The sequence below is a fragment of the Larkinella punicea genome, assembly GCF_003334855.1.
In the GTDB taxonomy this organism is placed as follows: Bacteria; Bacteroidota; Bacteroidia; order Cytophagales; family Spirosomataceae; genus Larkinella; species Larkinella punicea.
Window position 1 is genome coordinate 1 of sequence record NZ_QOWE01000008.1, and the last position, 23126, is coordinate 23126.

At 52.0% G+C, this 23126-nt stretch carries 21 protein-coding genes; 1 reads left to right on the top strand and 20 read right to left on the bottom strand.

The window, feature by feature from the left end; genetic code table 11:
- The 18 genes from DUE52_RS10840 to DUE52_RS10920 all read right to left on the bottom strand — a co-directional run.
- Positions 1-2893, bottom strand: a 2893-nt coding sequence (locus DUE52_RS10840) for a DUF11 domain-containing protein (RefSeq protein WP_165840911.1), incomplete at its 3' end; no start/stop codon positions are given.
- A 530-nt stretch (positions 2894-3423) separates the two neighbouring features.
- Positions 3424-6636, bottom strand: a complete 3213-nt coding sequence (locus DUE52_RS10845; RefSeq protein ID WP_114406037.1) for a hypothetical protein — start codon at positions 6634-6636, stop codon at positions 3424-3426.
- 68 nt (positions 6637-6704) lie between these two features.
- Positions 6705-7781 (bottom strand): NAD(P)/FAD-dependent oxidoreductase, encoded by a 1077-nt coding sequence (locus tag DUE52_RS10850; protein WP_114406038.1) that lies wholly within the window; start codon positions 7779-7781, stop codon positions 6705-6707.
- Positions 7778-8494, bottom strand: a complete 717-nt coding sequence (gene cmk / locus DUE52_RS10855) for a (d)CMP kinase (protein ID WP_114406039.1) — start codon at positions 8492-8494, stop codon at positions 7778-7780. The genes DUE52_RS10850 and cmk overlap by 4 nt, the downstream gene beginning before the upstream one ends.
- A gap of 30 nt (positions 8495-8524) precedes the next feature.
- Positions 8525-9088, bottom strand: a complete 564-nt coding sequence (locus DUE52_RS10860) for a GNAT family N-acetyltransferase (protein WP_114406255.1) — start codon at positions 9086-9088, stop codon at positions 8525-8527.
- A gap of 58 nt (positions 9089-9146) precedes the next feature.
- Positions 9147-9737, bottom strand: coding sequence for a LutC/YkgG family protein (locus DUE52_RS10865; RefSeq protein ID WP_114406040.1), 591 nt, complete (start codon positions 9735-9737; stop codon positions 9147-9149).
- Complete coding sequence (locus tag DUE52_RS10870) at positions 9734-11098, bottom strand: lactate utilization protein B (protein ID WP_114406256.1); 1365 nt, start codon at positions 11096-11098, stop codon at positions 9734-9736. The genes DUE52_RS10865 and DUE52_RS10870 overlap by 4 nt, the downstream gene beginning before the upstream one ends.
- Positions 11099-11102: 4 nt before the next feature.
- Positions 11103-11258 carry a DUF8506 family protein gene (locus DUE52_RS32380; protein WP_165840912.1) on the bottom strand — a complete coding sequence of 52 codons (156 nt, stop codon included), beginning with the start codon at positions 11256-11258 and terminating at the stop codon, positions 11103-11105.
- Positions 11245-11649 carry an ATPase gene (locus DUE52_RS10875; RefSeq protein ID WP_114406041.1) on the bottom strand — a complete coding sequence of 135 codons (405 nt, stop codon included), beginning with the start codon at positions 11647-11649 and terminating at the stop codon, positions 11245-11247. Before DUE52_RS10875 ends, DUE52_RS32380 begins: the two co-directional genes overlap by 14 nt.
- A gap of 25 nt (positions 11650-11674) precedes the next feature.
- Positions 11675-11875, bottom strand: coding sequence for a helix-turn-helix transcriptional regulator (locus DUE52_RS10880; protein ID WP_114406042.1), 201 nt, complete (start codon positions 11873-11875; stop codon positions 11675-11677).
- Positions 11872-12381: a hypothetical protein gene (locus DUE52_RS10885; RefSeq protein ID WP_114406043.1), complete on the bottom strand. Its 510-nt coding sequence runs from the start codon at positions 12379-12381 to the stop codon at positions 11872-11874. Before DUE52_RS10885 ends, DUE52_RS10880 begins: the two co-directional genes overlap by 4 nt.
- A gap of 81 nt (positions 12382-12462) precedes the next feature.
- Complete coding sequence (locus DUE52_RS10890; protein ID WP_114406044.1) at positions 12463-13200, bottom strand: (Fe-S)-binding protein; 738 nt, start codon at positions 13198-13200, stop codon at positions 12463-12465.
- A 78-nt stretch (positions 13201-13278) separates the two neighbouring features.
- On the bottom strand, positions 13279-14052 hold the full coding sequence (locus DUE52_RS10895; protein ID WP_114406045.1) for an endonuclease/exonuclease/phosphatase family protein: 774 nt from the start codon (positions 14050-14052) through the stop codon (positions 13279-13281).
- A gap of 76 nt (positions 14053-14128) precedes the next feature.
- Entirely contained in the window at positions 14129-14455 is a 327-nt protein-coding gene (locus DUE52_RS10900) for an L-rhamnose mutarotase (RefSeq protein ID WP_114406046.1), read from the bottom strand.
- A gap of 62 nt (positions 14456-14517) precedes the next feature.
- Positions 14518-15807, bottom strand: a complete 1290-nt coding sequence (gene fucP / locus DUE52_RS10905) for an L-fucose:H+ symporter permease (RefSeq protein WP_114406047.1) — start codon at positions 15805-15807, stop codon at positions 14518-14520.
- A gap of 86 nt (positions 15808-15893) precedes the next feature.
- Positions 15894-16676, bottom strand: coding sequence for an L-fucose dehydrogenase (locus tag DUE52_RS10910; RefSeq protein ID WP_114406048.1), 783 nt, complete (start codon positions 16674-16676; stop codon positions 15894-15896).
- Between the two features lie 67 nt (positions 16677-16743).
- Complete coding sequence (locus DUE52_RS10915) at positions 16744-17568, bottom strand: amidohydrolase family protein (protein WP_114406049.1); 825 nt, start codon at positions 17566-17568, stop codon at positions 16744-16746.
- Between the two features lie 5 nt (positions 17569-17573).
- Positions 17574-18428, bottom strand: a complete 855-nt coding sequence (locus tag DUE52_RS10920; protein WP_114406050.1) for a fumarylacetoacetate hydrolase family protein — start codon at positions 18426-18428, stop codon at positions 17574-17576.
- Positions 18429-18567: 139 nt separating this feature from the next.
- On the opposite strand from DUE52_RS10920, the gene DUE52_RS10925 reads away from it, so the two are divergent.
- On the top strand, positions 18568-19182 hold the full coding sequence (locus tag DUE52_RS10925) for a Uma2 family endonuclease (protein WP_114406051.1): 615 nt from the start codon (positions 18568-18570) through the stop codon (positions 19180-19182).
- 3 nt (positions 19183-19185) lie between these two features.
- Here the strand turns inward: DUE52_RS10925 and DUE52_RS10930 are convergent, their stop codons facing one another.
- Both DUE52_RS10930 and DUE52_RS10935 read right to left on the bottom strand, forming a co-directional pair.
- On the bottom strand, positions 19186-21642 hold the full coding sequence (locus DUE52_RS10930; protein WP_114406052.1) for a carboxylesterase family protein: 2457 nt from the start codon (positions 21640-21642) through the stop codon (positions 19186-19188).
- 18 nt (positions 21643-21660) lie between these two features.
- Positions 21661-23100 carry an alpha-L-fucosidase gene (locus DUE52_RS10935; RefSeq protein ID WP_114406053.1) on the bottom strand — a complete coding sequence of 480 codons (1440 nt, stop codon included), beginning with the start codon at positions 23098-23100 and terminating at the stop codon, positions 21661-21663.
- Positions 23101-23126: the final 26 nt, after the last annotated feature.

Here is a 23126-nt window from a genome sequence, read left to right on the forward strand (position 1 = left end):
TGCCTACTACCACCGGGGTGCTGCCCACCGCCGTACAACCACTGCCGCTGGTCACCGTCACACTGTAAGTGCCACTGTGGGCACTCGTCGCATTATTGATCACCGGGTTCTGCTGATTGCTCGAATAAGCGTTGGGGCCTTTCCAAACGTAGGAAACACCACCCGATGCCGTTAACGACAACGACACCTGCACCGCCGTGCCTACGCAGGTGGTGGATGAAGACACCTGGCTTACCACCGGCACGGGATTTACCACCACCGTGACGGTTTTGGTTACACTGCAATTCTGGCTGTCGGTGATCACCACCGTATACGTACTCGTCGTCGTCAGGTTCGATACCGTTACACTGCTGCCGTTGCCCAAACCACCACTCCATTGATAACTTAATGAGCCGGTTTGACCCGTCGCACTGGCCGTCAGCACCACACTGCCGCCCGAACAAACCGCCGTCTGAGAAGCCGTCAAGGTGCCCGACAGACTACAGGGTGGATTGGGACACGTGCCCACCACCACCGGGGTGCTGCCCACCGCCGTACAACCACTGCCGCTGGTCACCGTCACACTGTAAGTGCCGTTGTTAGCCGTGGTTGCATTGGCAATCACCGGGTTCTGCTGATTGCTCGAATAAGCGTTAGGACCGCGCCAAACGTAGGAAACACCACCCGATGCACTCAGGTTGAGTGAGATCTGCACCGCCGTGCCTACGCAGGTGGTGGATGAAGACACCTGACTCACCACCGGCACGGGATTTACCACCACCGTGACGGTTTTGGTTACACTGCAATTCTGGCTGTCGGTGATCACCACTGTATACGTACTCGTCGTCGTCAGGTTCGACACTGTTACACTGCTGCCGCTGCCCAAACCACCACTCCATTGATAACTCACCGAGCCGGTTTGACCTGTCGCACTGGCCGTCAGCACTACACTGCCGCCCGAACAAACCGCCGTCTGTGAGGACACGACCGTACCCGACAAACTGCAAGGGGGGTCAATGTGACATGTCCCCACCACCGGCGTACTGCCTACTGCCGTACAGCCAATGCCACTGGTTACCGTCACACTGTAGGTGCCAGTGTTGGCCGCGGTCGCATTATTGATCACCGGGTTCTGCTGATTGCTCGAATACCCGTTGGGACCCTTCCACAGATAAGACACTCCCCCAGCAGATGTCAACATAATCAACATCGTCGTGCCTACACAGGCTGTAGACGAAGACACCTGTGGGAATGGCACGCCTTGCACGGTCACATTGACAGTAGCGGTACCTGTACAATTAGAACCCGCTACGGTCAGCGTATAACTGCCGTTATGGGTCAATTGTGCGTTGGTAATCACGGGATTTTGTACGGACGAGCTAAAGCCGTTTGGACCTTTCCAACTGTATGAATTGAAGCCACTCGTTGCTGTTAGACTAACCATATCGCCCACACAAACGGTAGCAGGTAAAGCCCCCGCCAATGGATTACAAATACAGGCTTTGACGGTTACCGGTTGTGTTACAGCCTGATTACTGCAACCGTTTTGACTGTATACCGCCAGCGTATAACTACCGGAATGGCTTACCTGAGCATTATTCACCACCACCGTTTGCCCGGTCTCATAAAAACCATTGGGGCCTCTCCAAATATAGTGGTAGGGTTGCGTTCCCCCACTCGCGGTTGCTGACAGACTAAAACTCCCGCCTAAACAGGTGCTCGCGCTTACCGATGCAGTAACCGTTGGTTTTGGCAAAATCTTCAGGCTGGTTATGGCGGTTCCTGAACAAACGGATGTTCCCGTGATCACAACTGTATAACTACCGGTGTTGGCGGTCGTTGCGTTGGGAATCGTCGGGCTTTGCAGGGAACTTGTAAAACCGTTGGGGCCGTACCATTTATAGGTTATTCCTCCATCGGTTGCCGACAAGGTAATGGTTCCTCCTTCGCAAACCGGAGAGTTACAGATGGCAATCGGTAAGGTGCCAATCAAAGCGGTTGTACTGGACAAGGCCGTGCAACCGGTTGCATCGGTTATTTTCACCGTATACACCCCCGCATTGGCGGTCGTCGCCACAGGAATGGTCTGGCTTTGACCGGTTTTCGAAAATCCATTGGGCCCGGTCCAGGCATATTGGTACGGAGCAGTGCCTCCCTGGGCAGTTGCACTCAACACCAATGGACTGGCTTCACACGTTGGATTGGCACTGGCCGTGGCAAGAATCTCGCACTCCGGCCCCGGAATGACTTCTATAGCACAACAGCCACCCACCGGGCAGCTTCCGAACATTCCCGTAAAAGAATAGGTACCAATCGATTTGATGACCAATGTACTCCCCGTCGCCACGGCCTGATCTGCCGAAAACTGGCTTAGCCCATTTCGGGTCCATTGAACATTCGTTAGCGGTATTGGAATGGAAACCGTAAATTCATCACCGGCGTACCATTGAATCGGTACGGAAAAACAGGTTAGTGCAATGTCGTCTTCCGATAAATCGTGATTATTGGGCACCGAGTTGGGATCCGTACCCTGCATTTCCGTTACCTCAGCGGTATTAAACCATACGCCCCGCTCCAGTACTTTCGCTTTTAATTCCAGTATAACCGAATCACCCGCAGCCAGAACGCCAATGTTCCAATTACCACTGGCCGGTGTAAACAACCCGGAACCCCGTAAAACCGTGTGCGTACTGTATTGAGCACCGGTTGACAGGTCGTCTTTTACCACAACGCCATTCGCAGGGCCGTTTCCGTCATTTCCCACCACAACGGTGTATGAAACGATCTCATTTAAAGCCGGGTGAGCATTATCGATTTTCTTGTGAACATATACATTGGGGTTCTGGGCAACCGCCATTCCGACGCTAAAAAGCAGAACAAGGATCGTTTGCCACAGACGATGGGATGCCATCATCGCTTGCTTAAAGAACAATATTTTAAATTGCTTTGACAAGCAATTATTTGACACTAATGTATGACGGCGAGTTACTTCCGGGGCAAATGAAGCACGCACGATTACCGGAATCGTGTAGTGGTTGTACTTCGTATTTGTCTGCCCATTTCTGTCTGCACGCAAAGTAGATGTTCTTTTCATCTGATGACCTTTTAGTTCTGTTTCCGACAGACTTCGCCAGCAAACAGCGTGTACCTTTATTTCAGACTTAACTTGACGATAAAAGTCACTTCCAATCCACAGGATTTCCGTCAAAATAGTATAGCCTCCTGATAACTAAAACATTGCCGAATCGCCTGTTTGAGCTATGCTGTGTATTCAAATACATCCTCCCGCGCAGATACTTAAAAAAGGAAACATAATTCTATATTTGTACACACAATCAATAGCTAAAATTATGCCATAGCTTGTCCCGCGAATGAAACAAATGGAGCCTAAACGCAAAAAACCTGCCGGGTGGCAGGTTTTTCTAGCAGGAAGGATGAGAAAGTTTAGAAATCGTAGCCCAGGGTTAGATAAGCCACCGGTTTCCCGACCACATTATTTTCAACCCCCCAGGCATAATCAAACTTGACGTAGTAACCAAAGAGCATCGTTCGGGCACCGGCACCGTATCCCAGTAAAAAAGGATTTTTAAAATTGGTAACGGTTGCCTGGAAAGGGTCACCTGCTCCTCCCACGATCTCGGTGTTCAGGCTATTTTGCCGGCTGAACGGACCTTTTCCGGCCCAGGCCGTACCAATGTCACTAAAAGCAACCAACTGAAAATTCCGGAGAAAATTGGACGTAACCGGTCCCCGATGCAAATACCGGATGACGGGCAGACGCAGTTCGGCGTTGGCAAGCATGTGACTGTTACCAGTCAGCTTACCCAAGCGGAAGCCGCGCAACGGAGCCGCCAGATCCAGGAAGAACACATCCCGGTTGTCCCGGTTGGGAGACAATAACAAGGGGTTGTTCGCCTTGTCTTCTTTGATGCCTTCCGAAATGCCGATCCAGTTTTCCATCCCGCCCAATGTACTCTTTTTGGGTGCCGCACCGGCTGAATGGCTACCGGACAAACGCAGAGCGAGGATAATATCCCGGTGGATTTTTTGATAATGCCGCAGGTCAACCGTGATCCGGTCAAAGCTGCCCGCTCCTCTTCGAACGCCACTTTCCACTTTTTCCGTCAAACCGATGTAATTTTCGTACCGGAGCTTGAAACGGGTTCCCTCAATCATATTCATTCCGTTGAGAGTCGTATTATCAAAAACGTATTCCGCTTTCGCACCGGTGTAGTCCGACGAACTGCCGCCCACCTGCAACAAGTCCAGGTAGCGGGTTACGATGTAGAAAGGTGCTACCGTAAACCGGCTGTTCACAGAAATAGGGTACGAAGCCGACAGGGTTACTTTGTTGAACCGGTATTTCTGGTATTGACCCGCATCGGAGAAAATCGTCTTCCGGTCAAACCGGGCGCTGTAATCAATCCGGTTTACCAGTTTGTGGTACTCGGTAAACAGGTCGCTGTTCCGGAGGTTGGTGGTGATGAACAAACCGGCCCGGATGATGTGGTTTTCCAGCAGGTCATTCATGGTGAGCGACTGAAAATAGCCAAAACCTCGGATTGGATCGATCCGCCAATCGGAACTGGCATCACTCGCGACGAACAAGCCCTGGTATTTGTAAGGCCCCCGAATCGTTACATTCTCCCGTCGGCGGGTGCGCGGGATGGCCACCGATGCCGACGTGTTTGTACTCCGGCGTTGCTTAAATTCAATGGTTTTGGCCACATCACTGTCAAACTGGTAGTTGTCCGTATCGACCTCGCCCGGCTCCAGCTTTAGCGCAGTTACTGCCGTGGAATCGACGGTTTTGGCCGCCGTCACAGAACTCGTACTGGGAGCCGTCGTGGGAGTTGCCACGGCCTTGGGAACTTCCTGAACGGTAGCCCGGCGGGTGAGCGGCAACTGGCGCGCCTGGTTCAGGTTGACCCGGGGCCGAAACCCAATGACCTCACTCCCATTTTTCAACTGGCTGTAGACCATCGCGCCCGACGTAGGATTCAGGTCGTAGCGACGGATATTCTGACTAAAACCGGTAACAAATTCCCTCGTTTTGGTTTCAACATCCATTTTGGCGAGATTCCGCACACCAGTTGCATCATCGAGATAATAGATAATATTTTCGGAAGAAGCTACCGGACGCATGGCGATACTCAGCGAGTCGGTCAGGCGGCTCACCACCTCGACGCGGGGCGTTCCGTCGTGCAGAAACAGACTGAGTTGATTGCGAATGGATTTGTAATTTCCTTTGTCGAGGCTGAGGGAGTCGATGTGCCGGTTCGAAGAAAACACGATTTGCCGGGTTCGGCCCACAAACTGCGGATACAGATCGTCGTACAAATCATTCGTCAGTTGCTGCACGGTTCCCCGGCCCATGCTGAAGAGGTATAAGTCATTTTGCCCCCGACGATCCGCACTGAACACCACACTCGCTCCGTCGTCGGAAGCATCCATATCGATCACCTGACTAACACCCCGAACGACCATCCGTTGCTTGAGCTTCGCTTTTTTATCGAGGTTGTTGTATACATATAAGTAAGTCTGTCCCCGCTCTTCGGTCAACACCAGCAGGTTGTCGCGCTGCCAGGTAACGAGCGGAGAAGCCGGTTTTACGGGCGATTCGTCCTGCTTGTAACCTCCTTTTCGAATCACCTGCTTTTTCTGGGTCTGGGTGTTGACCACGGTTACTTCAAACTTTCCGCGCCAGGCCGTCGCATAGGCATACTGGCTCTGGTCGGGGCTCAGTTTCAGACTGGTCAGTTGGGCGGGCTCTTTGGAACTGGAAACCGTTACCTGAAAACCGTCTTCACCCGGTTTGTAGGCATCGACAACCGGTTTGGCCATCGACGAATAATATTCCCGCCATTCCCGCAAAAACCGCGAATACGGAACCCCCAGCGTGCTGGCAATGCTGTTCTGCTCGTTCCGGATGATACGGGTCAGGTTCAGAATGTTGGAAATATTATCTTTCCCGTAACGCTCCGCAATGTAATTCCAGATGGAATGGCCTACATACATGGCCTCCTCCCCCACCAGTGTGGACGGTTTACGAACCGGGCGCGTCAGTGCGACGTCGCGCATGTAATCGTCCAGGTCAACACTCCAGCCATCGGCAATGTAGGATGCAATGCCCGGCATATACCATTCCGGCAACGAAAGGAGTAGTGAGCTTTGCAGGGCGTCTTTCAAACTGCCGCCATAGAGCATATCGTAGACGAAAAGCAGCGAAACTTCCTTAATCAATTGCTTGCGAAAGCTAATCTGGTCGCCCGTGAAAGCCAGTTCCAGCCGCGATTTGGCCAGGCTTAACTCCTTGTAATTCGTGCCGCTGGGCGCACTCAGACCAATGTTACTTTGGGAAAGCTCCTGGGGCGAGTTGTAAATAAAAACCTTGATGCGGTTATACGGCGTATAGCCCAGGATTTCGGTGATCCGGTCAAAATCCGTTTCGGCATACTGCGCCGTTAAATTGGCAATCTGGTTGCCTTCCTGATAAAAATAGATCTCAAAGTTGGAGGTTTTGATTACCTTCCAATCAAACTTCCGGTATTGAATACGGTTTCTCCCAAACTGTTCCTGCGAAGGATAGTTTTGTGCCACCACTTCATTCATTACCAGCAACAGTCCGGCCAGGCAGAGTATAAATTGCTTACTCATATGTAACGCTACTTTTAGAAATGGTTTCAGATCTGATGACTCCGGGATTGAACAACCGGCCTCAAACCTTATCCAACATTTTTTCCACTGTAATATAACGAAAAGCTACGCTCAATATTAACCTCCGGGTCTAATTCTTTCCGACCTTCCAGAAAGTCGGCGAACTGGTCGGCAAAATACGGGGCCAGTGATACGCCCTTGGTACCCAACCCATTGAAAATCCCCACCGCCGGATGGGCCGGATGCAAGCCAATCAACGGCCGCCGGTCTTTGGTAGCCGGACGAATGCCGACCCGCTGCCCGACAATCCGGTACGGAACTTTCAGCAGACCCTGTACTTTCTGCTGTAGAAACGCTTTTCCGTCCTCGGTTGTTTGCCAGTCGATGTCATGCCAGGTGTAAGTCGCTCCAATTCGGTAACGATTTGATTCAACGGGCATTATAAAGGCTCCCTGATTAACGATGCTGGTAACCGGATAATTGTCCATCGTAACATCCAGAACCTGCCCTTTCACGGGATTGTAGGGTAGCCAGTCGAACAACGGATTTCGATGCGCATGGGGGCCTTCACAGAAAATGATTTTGTCGTAGACGCCTTCCTGCCATAAAACCCCATTCGCCCTGATTTCTATTCCCTTAGCGTCAAAATCTGTTTCGATATACCGGTTTTGCTCCTGAAAAAAAAGCCGGATGGCGTTCAAAAAAACCGGCACATCCACCCAGCCGGACCGGGTTACTTCCAGACCACCAAACGGGTTGTGAATATAGGGCTGATACTGCTGATTGTCAACGGATTCGGCCACATAGCGACCGATGGAGGAATCGGACGTCTGGGCCAGGTAACTGTTTTGTTCTTCAACCGAACGGAAGGGGCGGTAAATGTTGGAAAAATGGAGCAAAGGAATCTTCAGTTCCCGCTCGACTTCGCCGTAGAAAGCCGTCAGAAACGGAAACAACTGATCGGCCTTCCAGGTGCGGACGAGTTTTTTTCCCGTCAGCGGATTGAAAATTCCCGCTGCCGCCAGCGATGCCGAAGGAAGATGGGAAGAGTTGACGAGAACGACTTTTTTACCCCGCCGATGGAGCGTCCAGGCCAATACCGACCCGGCAATACCCTGTCCGACAATCAAATAATCGGCGGTCATGCATCAATGGGTTTGAAGTGCCCTTTTCGGTGGAGGTTAGAGATTTTCTCATCGGCCAGTTGAATCACCCAGTCAATTTGCTCGTCGATGGTGATGAAGGAGGTATCCAGTTCAATGGCATCTTCAGCTTTCCGAAGCGGCCCCTCGCTGCGATTGCTGTCGATAAAATCCCGCTTTTTGAGGTTCTCCAAAATTACATCAAGCCCCACCATTTCGCCCTTCTGCAGCAACTCAATCTGTCGGCGCTGCGCCCGAATGGTGGCGTCGGCCGTCATAAAAATTTTCAGTTCCGCGTCTGGAAATACCTTCGTCCCGATATCCCGTCCGTCCATGACCACGCCCCGTCTGCGCCCCAGCTTCTGTTGCTGGGCGACCATGGCATACCGCACTTCGGGAATCGCACTGACTTCACTGACGATATTGGATATGTACATTTTCCGGATTTCCTCTTCAACATTCAAACCGTTCAGGCAGGTTTCGTTCCGGCCATTTCTGGGATTGAAATTGAAGGTAATCTGAATAAGTTGAAGCGCATCCTGGACGGCTTTGGGATTGGTGAGGGCAACGTGATTCTGGATAAAATACAAACTCACGGAACGGTACATAGCACCCGTATCGATGTAGGCATAGCCCATCCGGGCAGCCACCTGTTTGGCCGTCGTACTTTTTCCACAACTGGAATAGCCGTCGATGGCAATGACTATTTTTGGCATGAGTGCAAAGAAACAACTTTCCGGGGAACCCTACTGCTTTCCGGCCAGGGAAATACGCTCCTGCCGGGTTACAAATTCTTCGCGGAGCAAAGCGAATATGTGTTCGTCGAGGTATTGATTGTTCTTGATGGCGGCTTTTTTCAGAACGGCTTCAGCCCGAAAACCCGCCTGTTCCAATACCCGCATCGACACCTTGTTTCCCTCCAAAACGCAGCCAAAAAGCCGGTTTACCTGAAAATTAACAAAAATGTAGTTGACCATGGCCGGCAGCACTTCGGTCATGATACCCTGCCCCCAGTGCGATTCGCCCAGCCAATAGCCAATCTCGGCATTGTGCCGGTAAATGTCCTCTTTGATGGTAAACCCCACATTGCCAACGGCTTTGCCGCCAATATCAATCGCCAGATTGACCGGTTGTTGATACGAACGATTCATCCGGATCCAGGAACTGGCGTCACGGACGGTATAGGGATGCGGAAAAAAATCCCGGACACGGTCCCAGATTTTTCGGTTGTTGGCCTGTTCAGATAACGAAAATTCATCGCCATCACGCCAGGATCGCAGAGTGCAGGTATCTAGATAAATGGTTGCCACGTTGCTGCCCGTTTTTGGCCAATATACGGTTTTTACAATATGGCCTTTCACTTTTCAGTTATGAATTTTGCAACAAAACCACGGAAAGGCTCCGCGCACCGTGGGCTCCAATGACCAATGCCTGCTCAATATCGGCGGTTTTCGACGGCCCGGCGATGAATACCCCGAAGCCCGATTCGCTTATGTTCAGCCGTTCGTAGGCGTCGTGCATGTTCGGCACCAGGTCAGCCGTGTTGAGCAGTAATACCAGATGCTGGCAGATAAACGGCAAAACACGGTGGCCTCCCCGCTCCTCCGGCACCCAGATGGCCGAGTTCTCGGCCACGCCAAAAACGCCCTGAATAATGGCCAAATCGACGGTTTCCAGTTGGTGCGGATCCAGGACGTCCCACTCTGTGGTTGCCAGATGCTGTAAAGCCGGCACTTTGCTCACCACACTGGGCAAGTCACTGTAGGTCTGCCGGATATAGGTCTCCGCTTCCGCGTAGTCTGCCACCAGCACCGGCGTTCCGCCGATAAACCGAAGGATTTCCGAAAACTTGGCAACCAGATCCGGGTAATCGGACTGGAACCGGGTCGTTTCGGGCAAAGGTTGAAGCTCGGGTTTGTTCTGCTTCACAGCAGAGAGAATTCGTTCGCGACTGTTCATTTTTTCGTTTCTCTGTTCACATACCACTCCCGGAAACTCTCTTTGGGCGGTTCCGGCATTTCGCGCTGCTTAAACCAGGGATTGAGGGGATTGGAGACCGAATAAGGCAATAACCGCATCATCGTCCGACCGGCTTTCCCGGAAAACCGGAACAGTTTCGGGCTGGATAAGACGCTCGCCATCAGCTTCATGCCCTGCTTTTTGGTGCTATCGACGTAGCCCTCAGCCACCAGCACCTGCCGCCACTTGTAAAGCTGATCGTGGATGTCAATCTTAACCGGGCAGACGTTCGAGCAGGAACCGCAAAGCGTCGACGCAAACGGCAAATCAGCGTTTTTCCGCATGTCCAGGTTCGGGGCCAGAATGGAGCCAATGGGGCCAGCCACGGCATTGTGGTAACTGTGTCCGCCACTCCGGCGATACACCGGGCAGGTGTTCATGCAGGCTCCGCAGCGGATGCACTTGAGCGAGTTCCGAAAATCCGGGCGACCCAGTTGCGTCGTCCGGCCGTTGTCGACGATGATGATGTGCATCGTCTGGCCTTGGCGGGGCCGGTGAAAATGGCTGGAATACGTCGTGATGGGTTGCCCTGTGGCGCTCCGGGCCAAAAGCCGCAGAAAAACGCCGAGGTGATGCGCCTTCGGAATGATTTTTTCGATGCCCATGCTGGCAATGTGAACATCAGCCAGGTGAGCGCCCATATCCGCATTGCCTTCGTTTGTACAGACCACAAAACCGCCTGTTTCGGCAATGGCAAAGTTGACACCGGTGAGGGCTGCCCGTCGCGTCAGGAATTTCTCCCTAAGGTGCTGGCGCGCGGCTTCGGCCAGGTATTTTGGATCGGATGCGCCTTTTTCTGTCCCCAGATGTTCATGGAAAAGCTCCCCGATTTCTTCTTTTTTCTTGTGAATACAGGGCATCACAATGTGGCTGGGCGGTTCGCCAGCGAGTTGAACCACGCGTTCGCCCAGATCCGTATCAACCACATCGACGCCTTTTTCCATCAGGAAATCGTTCAAATGACATTCTTCCGTCAGCATCGACTTGCTTTTCACCATCTGGGTGGCCCCGGTTTCTTTCAGAATCTGTAGCACGATTTCGTTGTGCTCGTGTCCATCCGCAGCCCAGTGGATTTTCACCCCGTTTTTGATGGCGTTCTGCTCAAACTCCAGCAGGTATTCATCCAGATTGGACAAGGCATTGTGCTTGATGCGGGAACCGGCTTCGCGCAGGGCTTCCCATTCCGGAATTTGAAAAACGGCTTTGTCGCGTTTCTCGCGCACAAACCACAGCGTCTTGTCGTGCCAGGTGGTTCGGTCGACGTCTTCCGTAAATACTTCGGCGGCTTCGGAGTGGTTCATCATGTTAGAGGTCGCGGGCTTTGACCCGAACGGGTTTTCCATCCCGGGCAATCACCAGTTCTTCGTCGTTTCGTTTTGCCTGTTCAATAACGCGCTGAACAGCCCGGCGCATTCCTTCCAGAAGTTTTTCGTTTTCCGGAGTGATTTTAATCTCGCCCATTTTGGTTAATCTTCTCCCAGATTTTTACATTAAACAAATCAAGCGTGGCAGCTATTCCCCCTTGTGCAATAAATTCAGGAACTGTCCCGGAATTATTAATGACTAAAAATCGATCACTTATGGGAATGTATAAAGTCAATAAATTTTCAATACTCCGACTGTAGCGTCGCTCAATCACATCCGGCGGAATCGAGTGCCCTCCTTTTGCAACCCGAATGCCCACCCGCTCTTTCGCCAGTTCAACGGATTCAAGCCACACATAGAACAAAGTAACCGAATAACCGATCTGTTTCGCGCTTCTAATGGTCTGAACGTACGATCGTGTCGAAAGTGTCGTCTCCAGTGCAAAGTCAACGTTTTGTTCAAGCAAATGGTTGATGCGGTTCAACATAATTCTTTCAAATTCGGCATCGGGTTTAATCCGTTTCCTCCAGTTGAAAGATCTCGTTCACGGTTTTCTCAAACACCTGCGCCAGTTTCAACGCCAGAATCGTGGAAGGCACGTAACGACCGGTTTCGATGGAATTGATCGTTTGCCGACTCACGCCGATCTGCCCCGCCAAATCCGCCTGTGATAAATCCTTTTCAGCTCGCTCTACTTTAATCCGGTTTTTCATAACGCCATCAAAACCGTCTTTTCATTCCGGCGAATGGCGAGCCGAAACCGGATAATGAATACAATCAATACCGTAAACAGGTTGTAAATCATGACACTAAAAAAAAGGCCACCGTGAACCAAAAGAATGAGCACCCCCAAAACCAGATAATTCACATACACCGCCCATTGCAATGATTCCAGCCGTAACTGGCTGATCATCTCGTCCTCCACTTTCTCTTTCGAAAAAGCGATCAACAACAGACCGATAATAGCCCCAAGGGTCGCCAGTTCGTCGGTCAGATTCATGGAGTTAATACCCCCATTTAAAAAATCGCCCCCACCACTCAACCACCAGATTATTTTATAAACCCAGGCTGCATTTTCTTCTGGTGCGCGAAGCGAAATATCCAGAAAATCAAACCGAAATTCGGCATGCAAAACCAGCAAACCCAAAATCGTCGATGGAACAAACAAAATCCAGCCGATCAGCCGGTATTGATTCGGAAATAACCAGTGTGTTTTCATAGATATGTCTAATTACGTTGACCAAATGTAAAATATACTTTACATATTGTCAAGATAATTGGACAACTATTTTTTCAACGGTTACTCCTGATTCAGTATTTCGGCGATGTGCATCACCTTCACCGGCAATTTGTTCCGGCGAACAATGCCTTCCAGGTGCATCAGACACGACATGTCGCCACCGGTCAGCACTTCAGCCCCGTTGCGGATGTGGTCTTCCACCCGGTCGATTCCCATTCGCGCCGAAACCGCTTCCTCAAAAACACAAAACGTCCCGCCAAAACCGCAGCATTCGTCTTTCCGGTCGAGGCTGATCAACTCCAGGTCATCCACCATGTTCAACAGCTTTTCCGGTTTGGAATACGGCGCGGCAACCAGTTCCGACATCTGGGAAAGATGCAAACCGCGTTGTCCGTGGCAACTCTGGTGCAGGCCGACCTTGTGCGGAAACCGGGCCGACAGGTGATTCACTTTCAGCACGTCCGTCAAAAATTCGGTCAGTTCATACATGTGGCTGCGGATTTGCAGCGCGTCGCCTTCCCGTTTGTCCGAATGCAGGTGATGTTTAATATGAAGCGCACAACTCCCTGACGGACAGACAATCGCGTCGTAATGATCCCCGAAGTTTTCGACAAACAATTCGTTGCAATCGTGGGCCAGATTTTCAAACCCCGAATTGGCCATCGGCTGTCCGCAGCAGGTCTGGTTTAGCGGATAGGTAACCGTGCAACCCAGTTTTTCCAGCAGTTGCAGCGTGGCGATGCCAACTTTCGGGTAAAACTGATCGACGTAACACGGCAAAAAAAGGGCAACTTTCATGGTTTAGTGAGCAGTTTACGTCAGACCGTTCAGCGTTACCAGCGGTTTTAAACCCGTTTAGCCCCGTACAACGGTCTCTTATTTTTTGGGTTTTCGGAAGCGATACGTTGCCAAAACCGGCAGGTGATCCGACAATTTCGGCACATCCAAAACCCGGTACCGAACCAGTTCCAGTTCGCTTTGTTTCAGACTCAGGATGTAATCGATCCGCGCTCCGGTACCAACCAGCGTCGAGGTATGCGAATCCCGTCCGGCGTCCGACCAGCGATCCAACAGCTTTTCAATTTCCGGATCATCGGGGTCAGTGTTCAGATCACCACACCAGATGACGGGTTGAATGCTGTTCTCCAGGGTTTTATCGATGAATGCCAATTGGAGACTCCGGTTCAGCGGGGATTGGTGGTCGAGGTGTGAATTGCAAAAACGGACCGTTGTCTTTTCTGATAATTCAACGTACGCACACTGCAAAATCCGCTGCTCGGTTTTATCCGGATTTGGTAACATCATCTTCTGATTTGCAATGATAGGGTACTTCGACAAGATAGCTGTCCCGTACTTACCGCCCTGAAAATCGATGGCACTTCCATACAGCGGATACATTGACGTTAACCGTGACAATTGCCCCAGATGATCCTGCCCCCGGCTTCGGGTGGTCACACTGTCCACTTCCTGCAAAGCAATGATGTCGGGTTTATATTCCCGGATCAACCGTCCGATCTGAACAATGGTATTGTGTTCCTGGGCATTGGCCCCGTGGTGGATGTTGAAAGTCAGAACGGTAATGGTCGATTGCGCGTTTGTTTCCCGAAATAATTCAAACACCAGCACCACAATCAATAAACAGATTCGCATACAGTCGCACAGTTGGTTCCTGCCAAAAATACGCACAAATCCTGTTTCTGACAGCTTCCTCTCCGGCAGGCCGTATTTAAAGCGTAAAAATATTATCCAGCAGCATCCATTTTTCGCCCGGTTTTGCCATCGGCAACGCCTGCTGGTAGGTCCACATCAGCGCTTCCCATTCCTGTACTTTCGGGTTCGCGGCATCCATAGCGGCCTTTTTCTCAAACGAAAAGGAATCATCGGTTTCCATGATCATGAACAACCGGTTGCCAATCCGGTAAATCTCCATTTCCGTTATCCCCGCCGAGCGAATGCTCTCTTCGATTTCGGGCCGGAGTTTTTCGTGGTATTTCTCGTATTCGGCAATCAAAGCCGGATCATCGATGAGGTCAAGAGCGAAGCAGTAGCGCATAGAAGAATGATGGGTTATGAATGATGAACGATGAATTAGCTGACGCACGCATCCATCGTTCATCATTCATAACCCATCGTTTCGTTTTCAGGTTTGTATCCCCGCCAGCCGTAATAGGCCACCACCAGAAAACACAGGAGGGGGACAATGTAGGCGACTTTGATATTGCTCTGGTCGGAAATGTAGCCCATCAAAACCGGGAATAACGCGCCCCCGGCAATGGCCATTACGAGCAGGGATGAACCCAGTTCGGTATCTTCTTCCAGTTTGTTGATGCCCAGCGAGAAGATCGTGGCAAACATGATCGATTCAAAAAACGGAACGGCAAAGATCGCCCAAACCGCGATTTGGGAGCGCATGGTCATGGCCACCACCAGCAGCAGCACGCTAATCAGGGAATAGATGGTTAGCAGGCGGTTGGCCGACACAAACCGCATGAGGTACGTCCCGATAAACCGGCCAATCAAAAAGCCCAACATGGCCCAACCCAGCCATTCGGCAGCGGTTTTTTCGGGAACGTCGCTGGAAAATTTGGCAAACCGGATGAAGAAACTGGTGACACACACCTGCGCGCCGACGTAGAAAAACTGCGCAATGACGCCCCAGCGCAAATGCCGGTGCCGAAACACCGAACCCAGGGTCGAAGGCGCTTTCTTTTCGCTTTCGCTGATGTCCGGCAATTTGGTAAACATGAACAAAGCGGCCACAGCAACCACCACGACGCCAATGACCACATACGGCATTTTGACTTGATCGGCTTCGTATTGCAAATAGGAGTTGAGTTGATCCGCCGACATGGCAGCCAACTCGGCTTCCGAATGCTCAATGCCGCTCAGAATCACCCGACCGCCCACGACCGGTGCCAGAAAAGCCCCCAGACCGTTGAACGACTGACTGAAATTCAGCCGGGTCGTGGCCGTGGCCGGATCACCCAGAATGGTTACGTACGGATTCGCAGCCGTTTCCAGAAACGCACAACCCGATGCAATGATGAACAGGGCACCCAGAAAAAAACCGTACATCCGGGTGTCGGCGGCCGGAACGAATAGAAAAGCTCCGGCGGCATACATCAATAAACCGGCAATGATACCGCGCTGGTAGCCGTATTTTTTCATCACAAAACCGGCGGGTAAGGCCATGATGAAATACCCCAGATAAACCGCCGAGTCAATCAAGGCCGACTGCAAATCCGTTAATTGACACGCTTTCTTTAAGTGCGGAATCAGAATGGGTTCCAGATTATGGACGAAGGCCCAGAGAAAAAACAAACTGGTTACCAGCGCAAACGCCAGCGTGTAGCCGCGCATTGAACCGGCGGATTTGGCGGTGGTGGAAGAGGGAACGGAGGCCATGAAAAGTCCGAAAATTAGGATGTAGGTATTTATTTGCGATTCACCGCACGGCGGCACTCAATCGCTCAATAACAATTCACAATTGATCAGGTCAAAGCCCGGTCCAGATGCACATATCCACCATCCACGTAGATGAGTTGCCCCGTTGTGTGACTGGATTTGTCGGACAACAGAAAGACCACCATATTGGCAATTTCCTCCGGGGTCGTCATGCGTTTTTCGAGCGGTATTTTTGATACGATGCTGTCCAGCTTCTCCTGCGGATTGTCAAACGTTTTGATCCAGTTTTCGTACAGGGGCGTCCACGATTCGGCCACCACCACGGCATTGACCCGGATGCTATATGGCAACAGTTCCACCGCCCATTCCCGCGTCAGTGCATTGCGACCGCCGTTGGCTGCGGCATACGCCGAGGTGTTCCCCTGCCCGGTTTCGGCGGTTTTGGAGGTGATGTTCACAATCGCCCCTTTGGATTCTTTCAGAGCGGGCAGCGCATGGTGCGCCATCAGATAATAGTGAACCATGTTCTTATGCAGCGATTGCATAAACCGCTCGTAGTCACCGCTTTCCAACCCAACGCCGTCATTGACGCCCGCGTTGTTCACCAGGCCGTCGATGCGGCCAAATTGCGCCAGGGTTTGCTCGACGGCTTTTTTGCATTCTTCCGGCCGGGTCAGTTCGGCAGCAATCTGAAACGCTTTACCGCCCGTCGCGGTGATGGCGTCAACGGTTTTCTGATTGTCGGTTGCGTTGCGTCCGATGATCACCGGGGTTGCTCCTTCAGCAGCCAGCACGGTCGAGATGCCCTCGCCGATGCCCTTCGCCCCGCCCGTGACGATGATTATTTTGTCTTGTAGGTTCAGGTTCATACACGTACGCACGGACAAAAATCCGCATAGTTTCTGGTAGGAATGGTTAAAAATCAGGCTTTCGCCTTTACAGGTTATAAAACTTTACGGCATTGCTGCCAAACACCTTTTGTCGAACATCTTCGCCCCAGGGCTTCACGTACTCCTCCACAATGCTTTTCATTTCTTCATACTCCGCAGCCACGAGGCAAACCGGCCAGTCGGAGCCGAAAGCCAGCCGGTTGGGACCGAAATGTTCGAAAACCACATCGAGATACGGGCGAAAATCCTCCGGTTTCCAGGTCTGCCAATCGGCTTCCGTCACCATCCCCGACACTTTGCAATACACGTTCGGACTTTTGGCAATCTCGGCCATGTAGTTCGACCATGTGTTGATTTTCTGGTCCTTGATATACGGTTTAGCGATGTGGTCGATGATGAACGACACCTCCGGAACCGTCCGAACCAGATGCAGAGCGGCTTTCAGTTGCGTGGGGTAAATCAGGATGTCGTACGTCAGATCAAATGCCGCCAATTGCCGGACACCGCGAATGAATTCCGGGCGCGTCATGAAATCGTCCGGTTCGCCCTGGACGACGTGCCGAAATCCTTTCAGTTCTTCAAACTGTGAGAAGAATTCCAGCCGTTCGTACAGATTATTCGCCCGAAGATCGACCCAGCCGACTACGCCTTTGATAAAATCATATGCTTCGGCCAGTTGCAGCAAAAACAGCGTTTCCGATTCCGACTGATCGGCCTGCACGGCCACACAGCCATCAATCCCGTTCTGTTTCAAAACCGGCTCCAGATCGGCGGGCAAAAAATCCCGCCGAATCCGTTGCATCTCTTCCGTAATCCAGCCATCCCGTTCCGGATTGTAGAACCAGAAATGCTGGTGAGAATCGATCATCATATTCCTTAACTGTAAGCAATAGCCGTTTGCTTCTGAGTGCCCAAGCCTTCGATGCCGAGTTCTACCACGTCGCCGGGTTTGAGGAAGCGTTGCGGTTTGAGGCCCATGCCGACGCCGGATGGCGTTCCGGTCGAAATGACATCGCCGGGGAGCAGCGTCATGAACTGGCTGATGTAGCTAACGAGCGTGGGAACGTCGAAAATCATGTCGTCGGTGTTGGAATCCTGCAATGACTCGCCGTTGACGCGCAGCCAGAGACCCAGTTTATTTGGATTCGGCACTTCGTCTTTCGTCACCATAAACGGCCCGAGGGGTGCGAAGGTGTCGGCACTTTTGCCCTTAACCCACTGCCCACCGCGCTCCAACTGGAACGCCCGTTCGCTGTAGTCGTTGTGAACGGCGTAACCTGCGATGTAGTCGAAGGCGTCTTCTTTGGAAACATACGTGGCTTTTTTGCCAATGATAATCGCCAGTTCCACTTCCCAGTCCGTTTTTTCAGACGCTTTCGGAATCATCACGTTGTCATCCGGACCAACCAACGCCGTGGTGGATTTGAAAAACAAAATGGGTTCAGCAGGAACCGGGGCATTGGTTTCGGCGGCATGTTTGGCGTAGTTCAGCCCCACACAGACGATCTTGGACGGCCGTTTGATACACGACGCCCGGCGAACACTTCCCGACACGCTGGGGCAGCTTGCCGCGTTGGTTTCTAACCAGGTAGCCAGTTTTTCAAGGCCGTTGGTCGCAAAGAAAGTTTCGTCGTAATCATGTCCGAAAGCGGTTACATCCAGACTGGCACCCGAAGGCAGCATGACACCGGGGCGTTCATTGTCCGGTGAGCCAAAGCGAAATAGTTTCATTATGGAGGGTTTACTTTTTTAACAATAAAGAGAAAAACCGGGGGCTTATAACCTTGCGTGCAAAAATAAAGTGTCGGAACCGGATTGTAACAGCCCCGAAGAAATCTTATTATATTTGTAAAAAGCTTTTTCTACACGCATGACGACTATTGATGACTTCCTGAAAGCGCCGAATTTACGAGAACTGCTGGATGAACTTGAAAACGCCTGGCAGGAAGAACAACGCCGTCGTCATCAATTCTGGGCCGAGGTCGACGAAGGGAAGAAAGCCGAGTTTATCCTCGGTGAAATCATCTATCATTCACCGGTTTATGGGCGGCATTGGAAAGCTTCAACACGAATCACCCGGCGGCTCATACCGTATATCTATGATAACCATTTAGGTGAAGTCGGTTATGAAAAAGTGATGGTTCGTCTCACCCGGAACGATTACGAACCCGACATTTGCTTTTGGAATCAGGAGAAATCCGTTCAATTTGAACCAAAGCAATCGGCCTTTCCCCCGCCCGATTTTGTGGTCGAAATCCTTTCTGACAGCACAAAAGAACGCGACTACGGCATCAAGATGACTGATTATGCGCTTCATGGCGTCCGTGAATACTGGATTGTGGATGTCGAACACGAAACCGTCGAACAATATCTGCTCGACGGAAACGCGATTCAACTAGCGCAAAAATTGAAAGATGGTGTTCTGGAATCTGAAGTGATCAGCGGTTTTCGAATGCGTATCAAAGAAATCTTTACCGAGTCCTGAGCCCTACTTCCCCACCGCTTCCCGACTCTCCAGTTTCCAGGTATTGTCAAAAAAACCGGCTTTTCTGACGCCCTTGATGCCCTCTTTGGCCATGTCCAGGCCGAAAATCATATAATCCGGAAAACCGCTGCCGGCCGCAAAATACTGGTTGGCATCGGCGGCTTTCAGGCCTGCCAAACCGGTTCCGGTCACCACTGCCACCGAAGCCACCGGGCTGTCGGCGCGGGGCCAGCTAAAATAAGCACTGACGTCTTCGCCGGTATATTGCTCATTTCCAATCCGTAACGCCCCTCGACTAACCTGAATCGGGCAGTCTTTCAACAGTTTGCTCCAGGCCGAGTTGGTTGTCGCATTACCGAAAAGCACCACACCCCGGTCGGCAAATTGCGCCGGATTGAATTCCTTGTCTGAAACCATATCCACGGCTCCATTGCCCCGGTAATACCAGGTTTCGGCATCGTACCGCGCTTTGTTGAACGCCCATTCGTTTTCTGCCGCTGTCCCCGAAGTACCGTAAACAAATACCATCCGGTGGTTAAACGGTTCTTTAAACGTGCCATTTCGATGAGAACCTTTCGCTGTCAAGGCCGGTTTGCTACCAATTTCCCATACCGCATTTTTGACAAGAAATAGTTTTTCAGCCGGATTTTTGACCTGATACGCAATCGCTTTCAGACTATCCAGCGTAATCGTTACGGTTTCTCCAACGGCAAAATCCGCCAGATTCAACGATAACAATTCTACGTTTTCGGTTTTCCCGGCAATCGTTTTGGCTTTTTTATCCCGTTTCAACTGAACCCGGCTGTACTGCAAGGGATGTACCTGCTGCTCGACCGATACCCAACGCATCGTCGGTGAAATGGCGGGGTTGGCGGTCGTGAAATCAATGACGTTGACGGCGCTGTCGGCGGCAATGCGGTGCCATTTGAAATAGTCGAAAACCGGTTTCCAGTCGACGCTCTCGTTGCCGTACCAGTGCGACCCGCCCGGATATTCGTAGTGCGTAAAATCGGGATGAAACGTACCGAGTAGTTTGCGCATCTGACGGGCATATTCCACCGAAACCGTGCGGTCGGCGTCGCCGTGCAGGATGTAGACGCCCAACGGTTTGTAATTGGACGCGAGGGCCAGCACGTTGCTGGGATTGCTGGTTCGCAAGAGCATTTTTTCCAAAGCCGTTCCACCCTCTTCCGGGATTTTGCCGTCGTGCGAACCGTAACCGGCTAAGGTCGGATAACCGGCGCAAGGCGCGATAGCCGCCCAATTGCCGGGAAACGTGGCCCCAAGATACCAGGTGCCGTGTCCGCCCATCGAGTGGCCGGTCAGGTAAATGCGCTGCGGATCGGGTTTGAATTGCTTTTTGGCAATATCCAGCACTTCCAGAGCATCCAGTCGCCCCCAATCTTCCCAGTTAAAGCCCCGGGGCCGCCGGTTGGTCGGTGCCACCAAAACGCCCCAGTCTTTCGGCTGATACGCCCGCGCCTGCCCAATGGCTTCGACCCCGGCCCCGTGGACCGACAGAAACAAAGCCGGAGCCTGACCATCCGGTTTGGTTTGGGGAGCCACTCCGAAATACTGAACACTGCCGTCGATGGCACTGATGAAGGTCTGGCTGTAATGCTCGCCCGGTGCAGCCACGGATAGCGTCAGTTCTTTTTCGTCAATCGCTTTCCCGGATTGCAACAAACTAATCAAAACCGCCCCCTCTTCTTTTTTGGAAACGCCCGACGCGTCCATCCGAAACCCTACCTTGCGCGTACTCAGGGCCGGAACCGTTGGCAAATCCGTTAGCAGTTCTTTGCCAGACAGACGGCTTTTCATTTTCAACCCCGCCAGCGGTTTGTTGGTGGTGTTAACGAGCACGACGGCGCCCCAGAGCGGTTCGGTCTGGTTGCCCAACACCACACTCGGCAAGGTCGGATCTTCGATTTTCAGAAACACCGGTTTCTCGGGAAAAACGAGTTTCGCCATCAGGCCCTGAAAACGCGAAAACTGCGACGTCCGCAGGTAAATTTCATTTAGTCCCTTTTTCAGCGCGACCGGAACGGCCAGCCAGCCGAGCGCATACGGATCGCCCGCGTGGGGTGCGCCGTTGACATACACCATGTTATGCCCAGTGGCCTGCAACACGGCCACCTGATCTCGGTCGGCCTGGTACGTCAGGTAGAGATAACCGTTGTTGAACGAACGCCCCCGGAATTTGCCCTCTTTATCGGGCGTGACAGCTTGCCACCGAAGCGAATCAGAGCTACTGACTGAAAGCCCCTGCCCCTCGGCCGGTTTTTTCAAATCCCCCCGGTATAAATGGTACGCCAGTTGATCGGTATACAAAGCCTCACGCCCGTACTGGTGACACGGCCCGATTGCCAGACCTTGAGGAAAATTGTAAATGCGTTGCGCCTGAACCGTCAAAACCGTAGCCATGACCAGAAGCGCAGAAAGAAGAATGCGGTTTTTCATCGGAAGTTCGTTAATCCATTACCCAATTTTGACAACCCAAACCGGTTTGCCGGCCAGTTGCTGCCGCAGTCTTTCCGGAACACTCACCTCCACGCCACTCCCCACTTTTTTCCATTTCAAGGCCTGTTTGCTGCCCAGAATAGTCAGCGTAGCTTTGGGCTGAGTCGGCACAATCGGGAGTGTTAAAGTAGCCGGTAATACGGTTTCGGTTTCCGTTGGCAAATACGACGCATACTGAACTTTGCCGTTGGCGGTAAAAGCCCACTGGTTCTGGCGGTAGGGAGCCAGCGGTTTGGTGCCATACATCGACTCGCCGTTTACCTTGATCCACTCGCCAATTTCCGCCAGCCGCGCGTAGGCTTCCTCGTGCCATTCGCCATCGGGACCGGGGGCGATGTTCAGCAGCATGTTGCCGTTTTTGGCAACAATATCCACCAGCATTTGCACCAGTTTACGAGCCGGTTTAAAATTTTCTTTCGGAATGTACGACCAGCTATCGCCCATGGTCAGACAGCTTTCCCACGGAATCGGCATGTAGTGATCCGGGATTTGCTGCTCGGGCGTCACGTAGTTTTCAAACTCGCCCGAAACTGTCCGGTCGACGACAAGCAAACCGGGCTGGTTTTGGCGACCCATCCCGGCGATGCGTCCCATGTCGATGTCCTGGCTGTAGGGAATCGTGCGCTGCCAACTCACGGTCGAGTCGATGGTGCTGGCCGGGCGCACCCAGCCGCCATCCAGCCACAGAATGTCCACTTTTCCGTACCCGGTCATCAATTCCTGAATCTGGTTGTAGGAAAAATCGCTGAATTTCTTCCAGAGTTCGGGGTATTTCTTAGGATCGTAGCTCACGTTCCGGTCTTTCGGCGGAAAATACGGCCACCAGTACGACTCGGTATTCCAGTCGGGTTTGGAAAAATACGTGCCCACCATAAAGCCTTCATTCCGAAAGGCCCCCAGAATTTCTTTGGTGACATTGCTGCGCGGATTCGACGCAAACGGCGATTTGGTGCTGGTGATTTTGTAGTCGGTTTGCTTCGAATCGAACATGCAAAAACCGTCGTGGTGCTTGGTCGTGAAGATCATGTACTTCATTCCGGCGGCTTTGGCAGCCGTGGCCCAGCGTTCCGGATTGAAGCGGGTTGGGTTAAAGGTGGTTTGCAAATTTTCGTACGCCTTCTTGTACCCATACCAATTACCAGACTCCGGTCCCCGGCGCACACACCAGCCTTCGTCTTCGGGGCAAAGCGACCACGACTCGACCACGCCCCACTGGCTGTAGGTTCCCCAGTGCATCAGCAGTCCGAATTTTATATCCTGCCACTGATTCAATTTTTTCTTCACGAGACTGTCTTTCGGCCAAACATACTTGTCGTGATTTTGCTCGGAATGTTGCTGGGCAATGGCCGATCCGGCGAAAACGAGTCCGGTGAGCAAACCGATGAGGATGGATTTCATGGGATAAATCAATGATGGGTTAAATG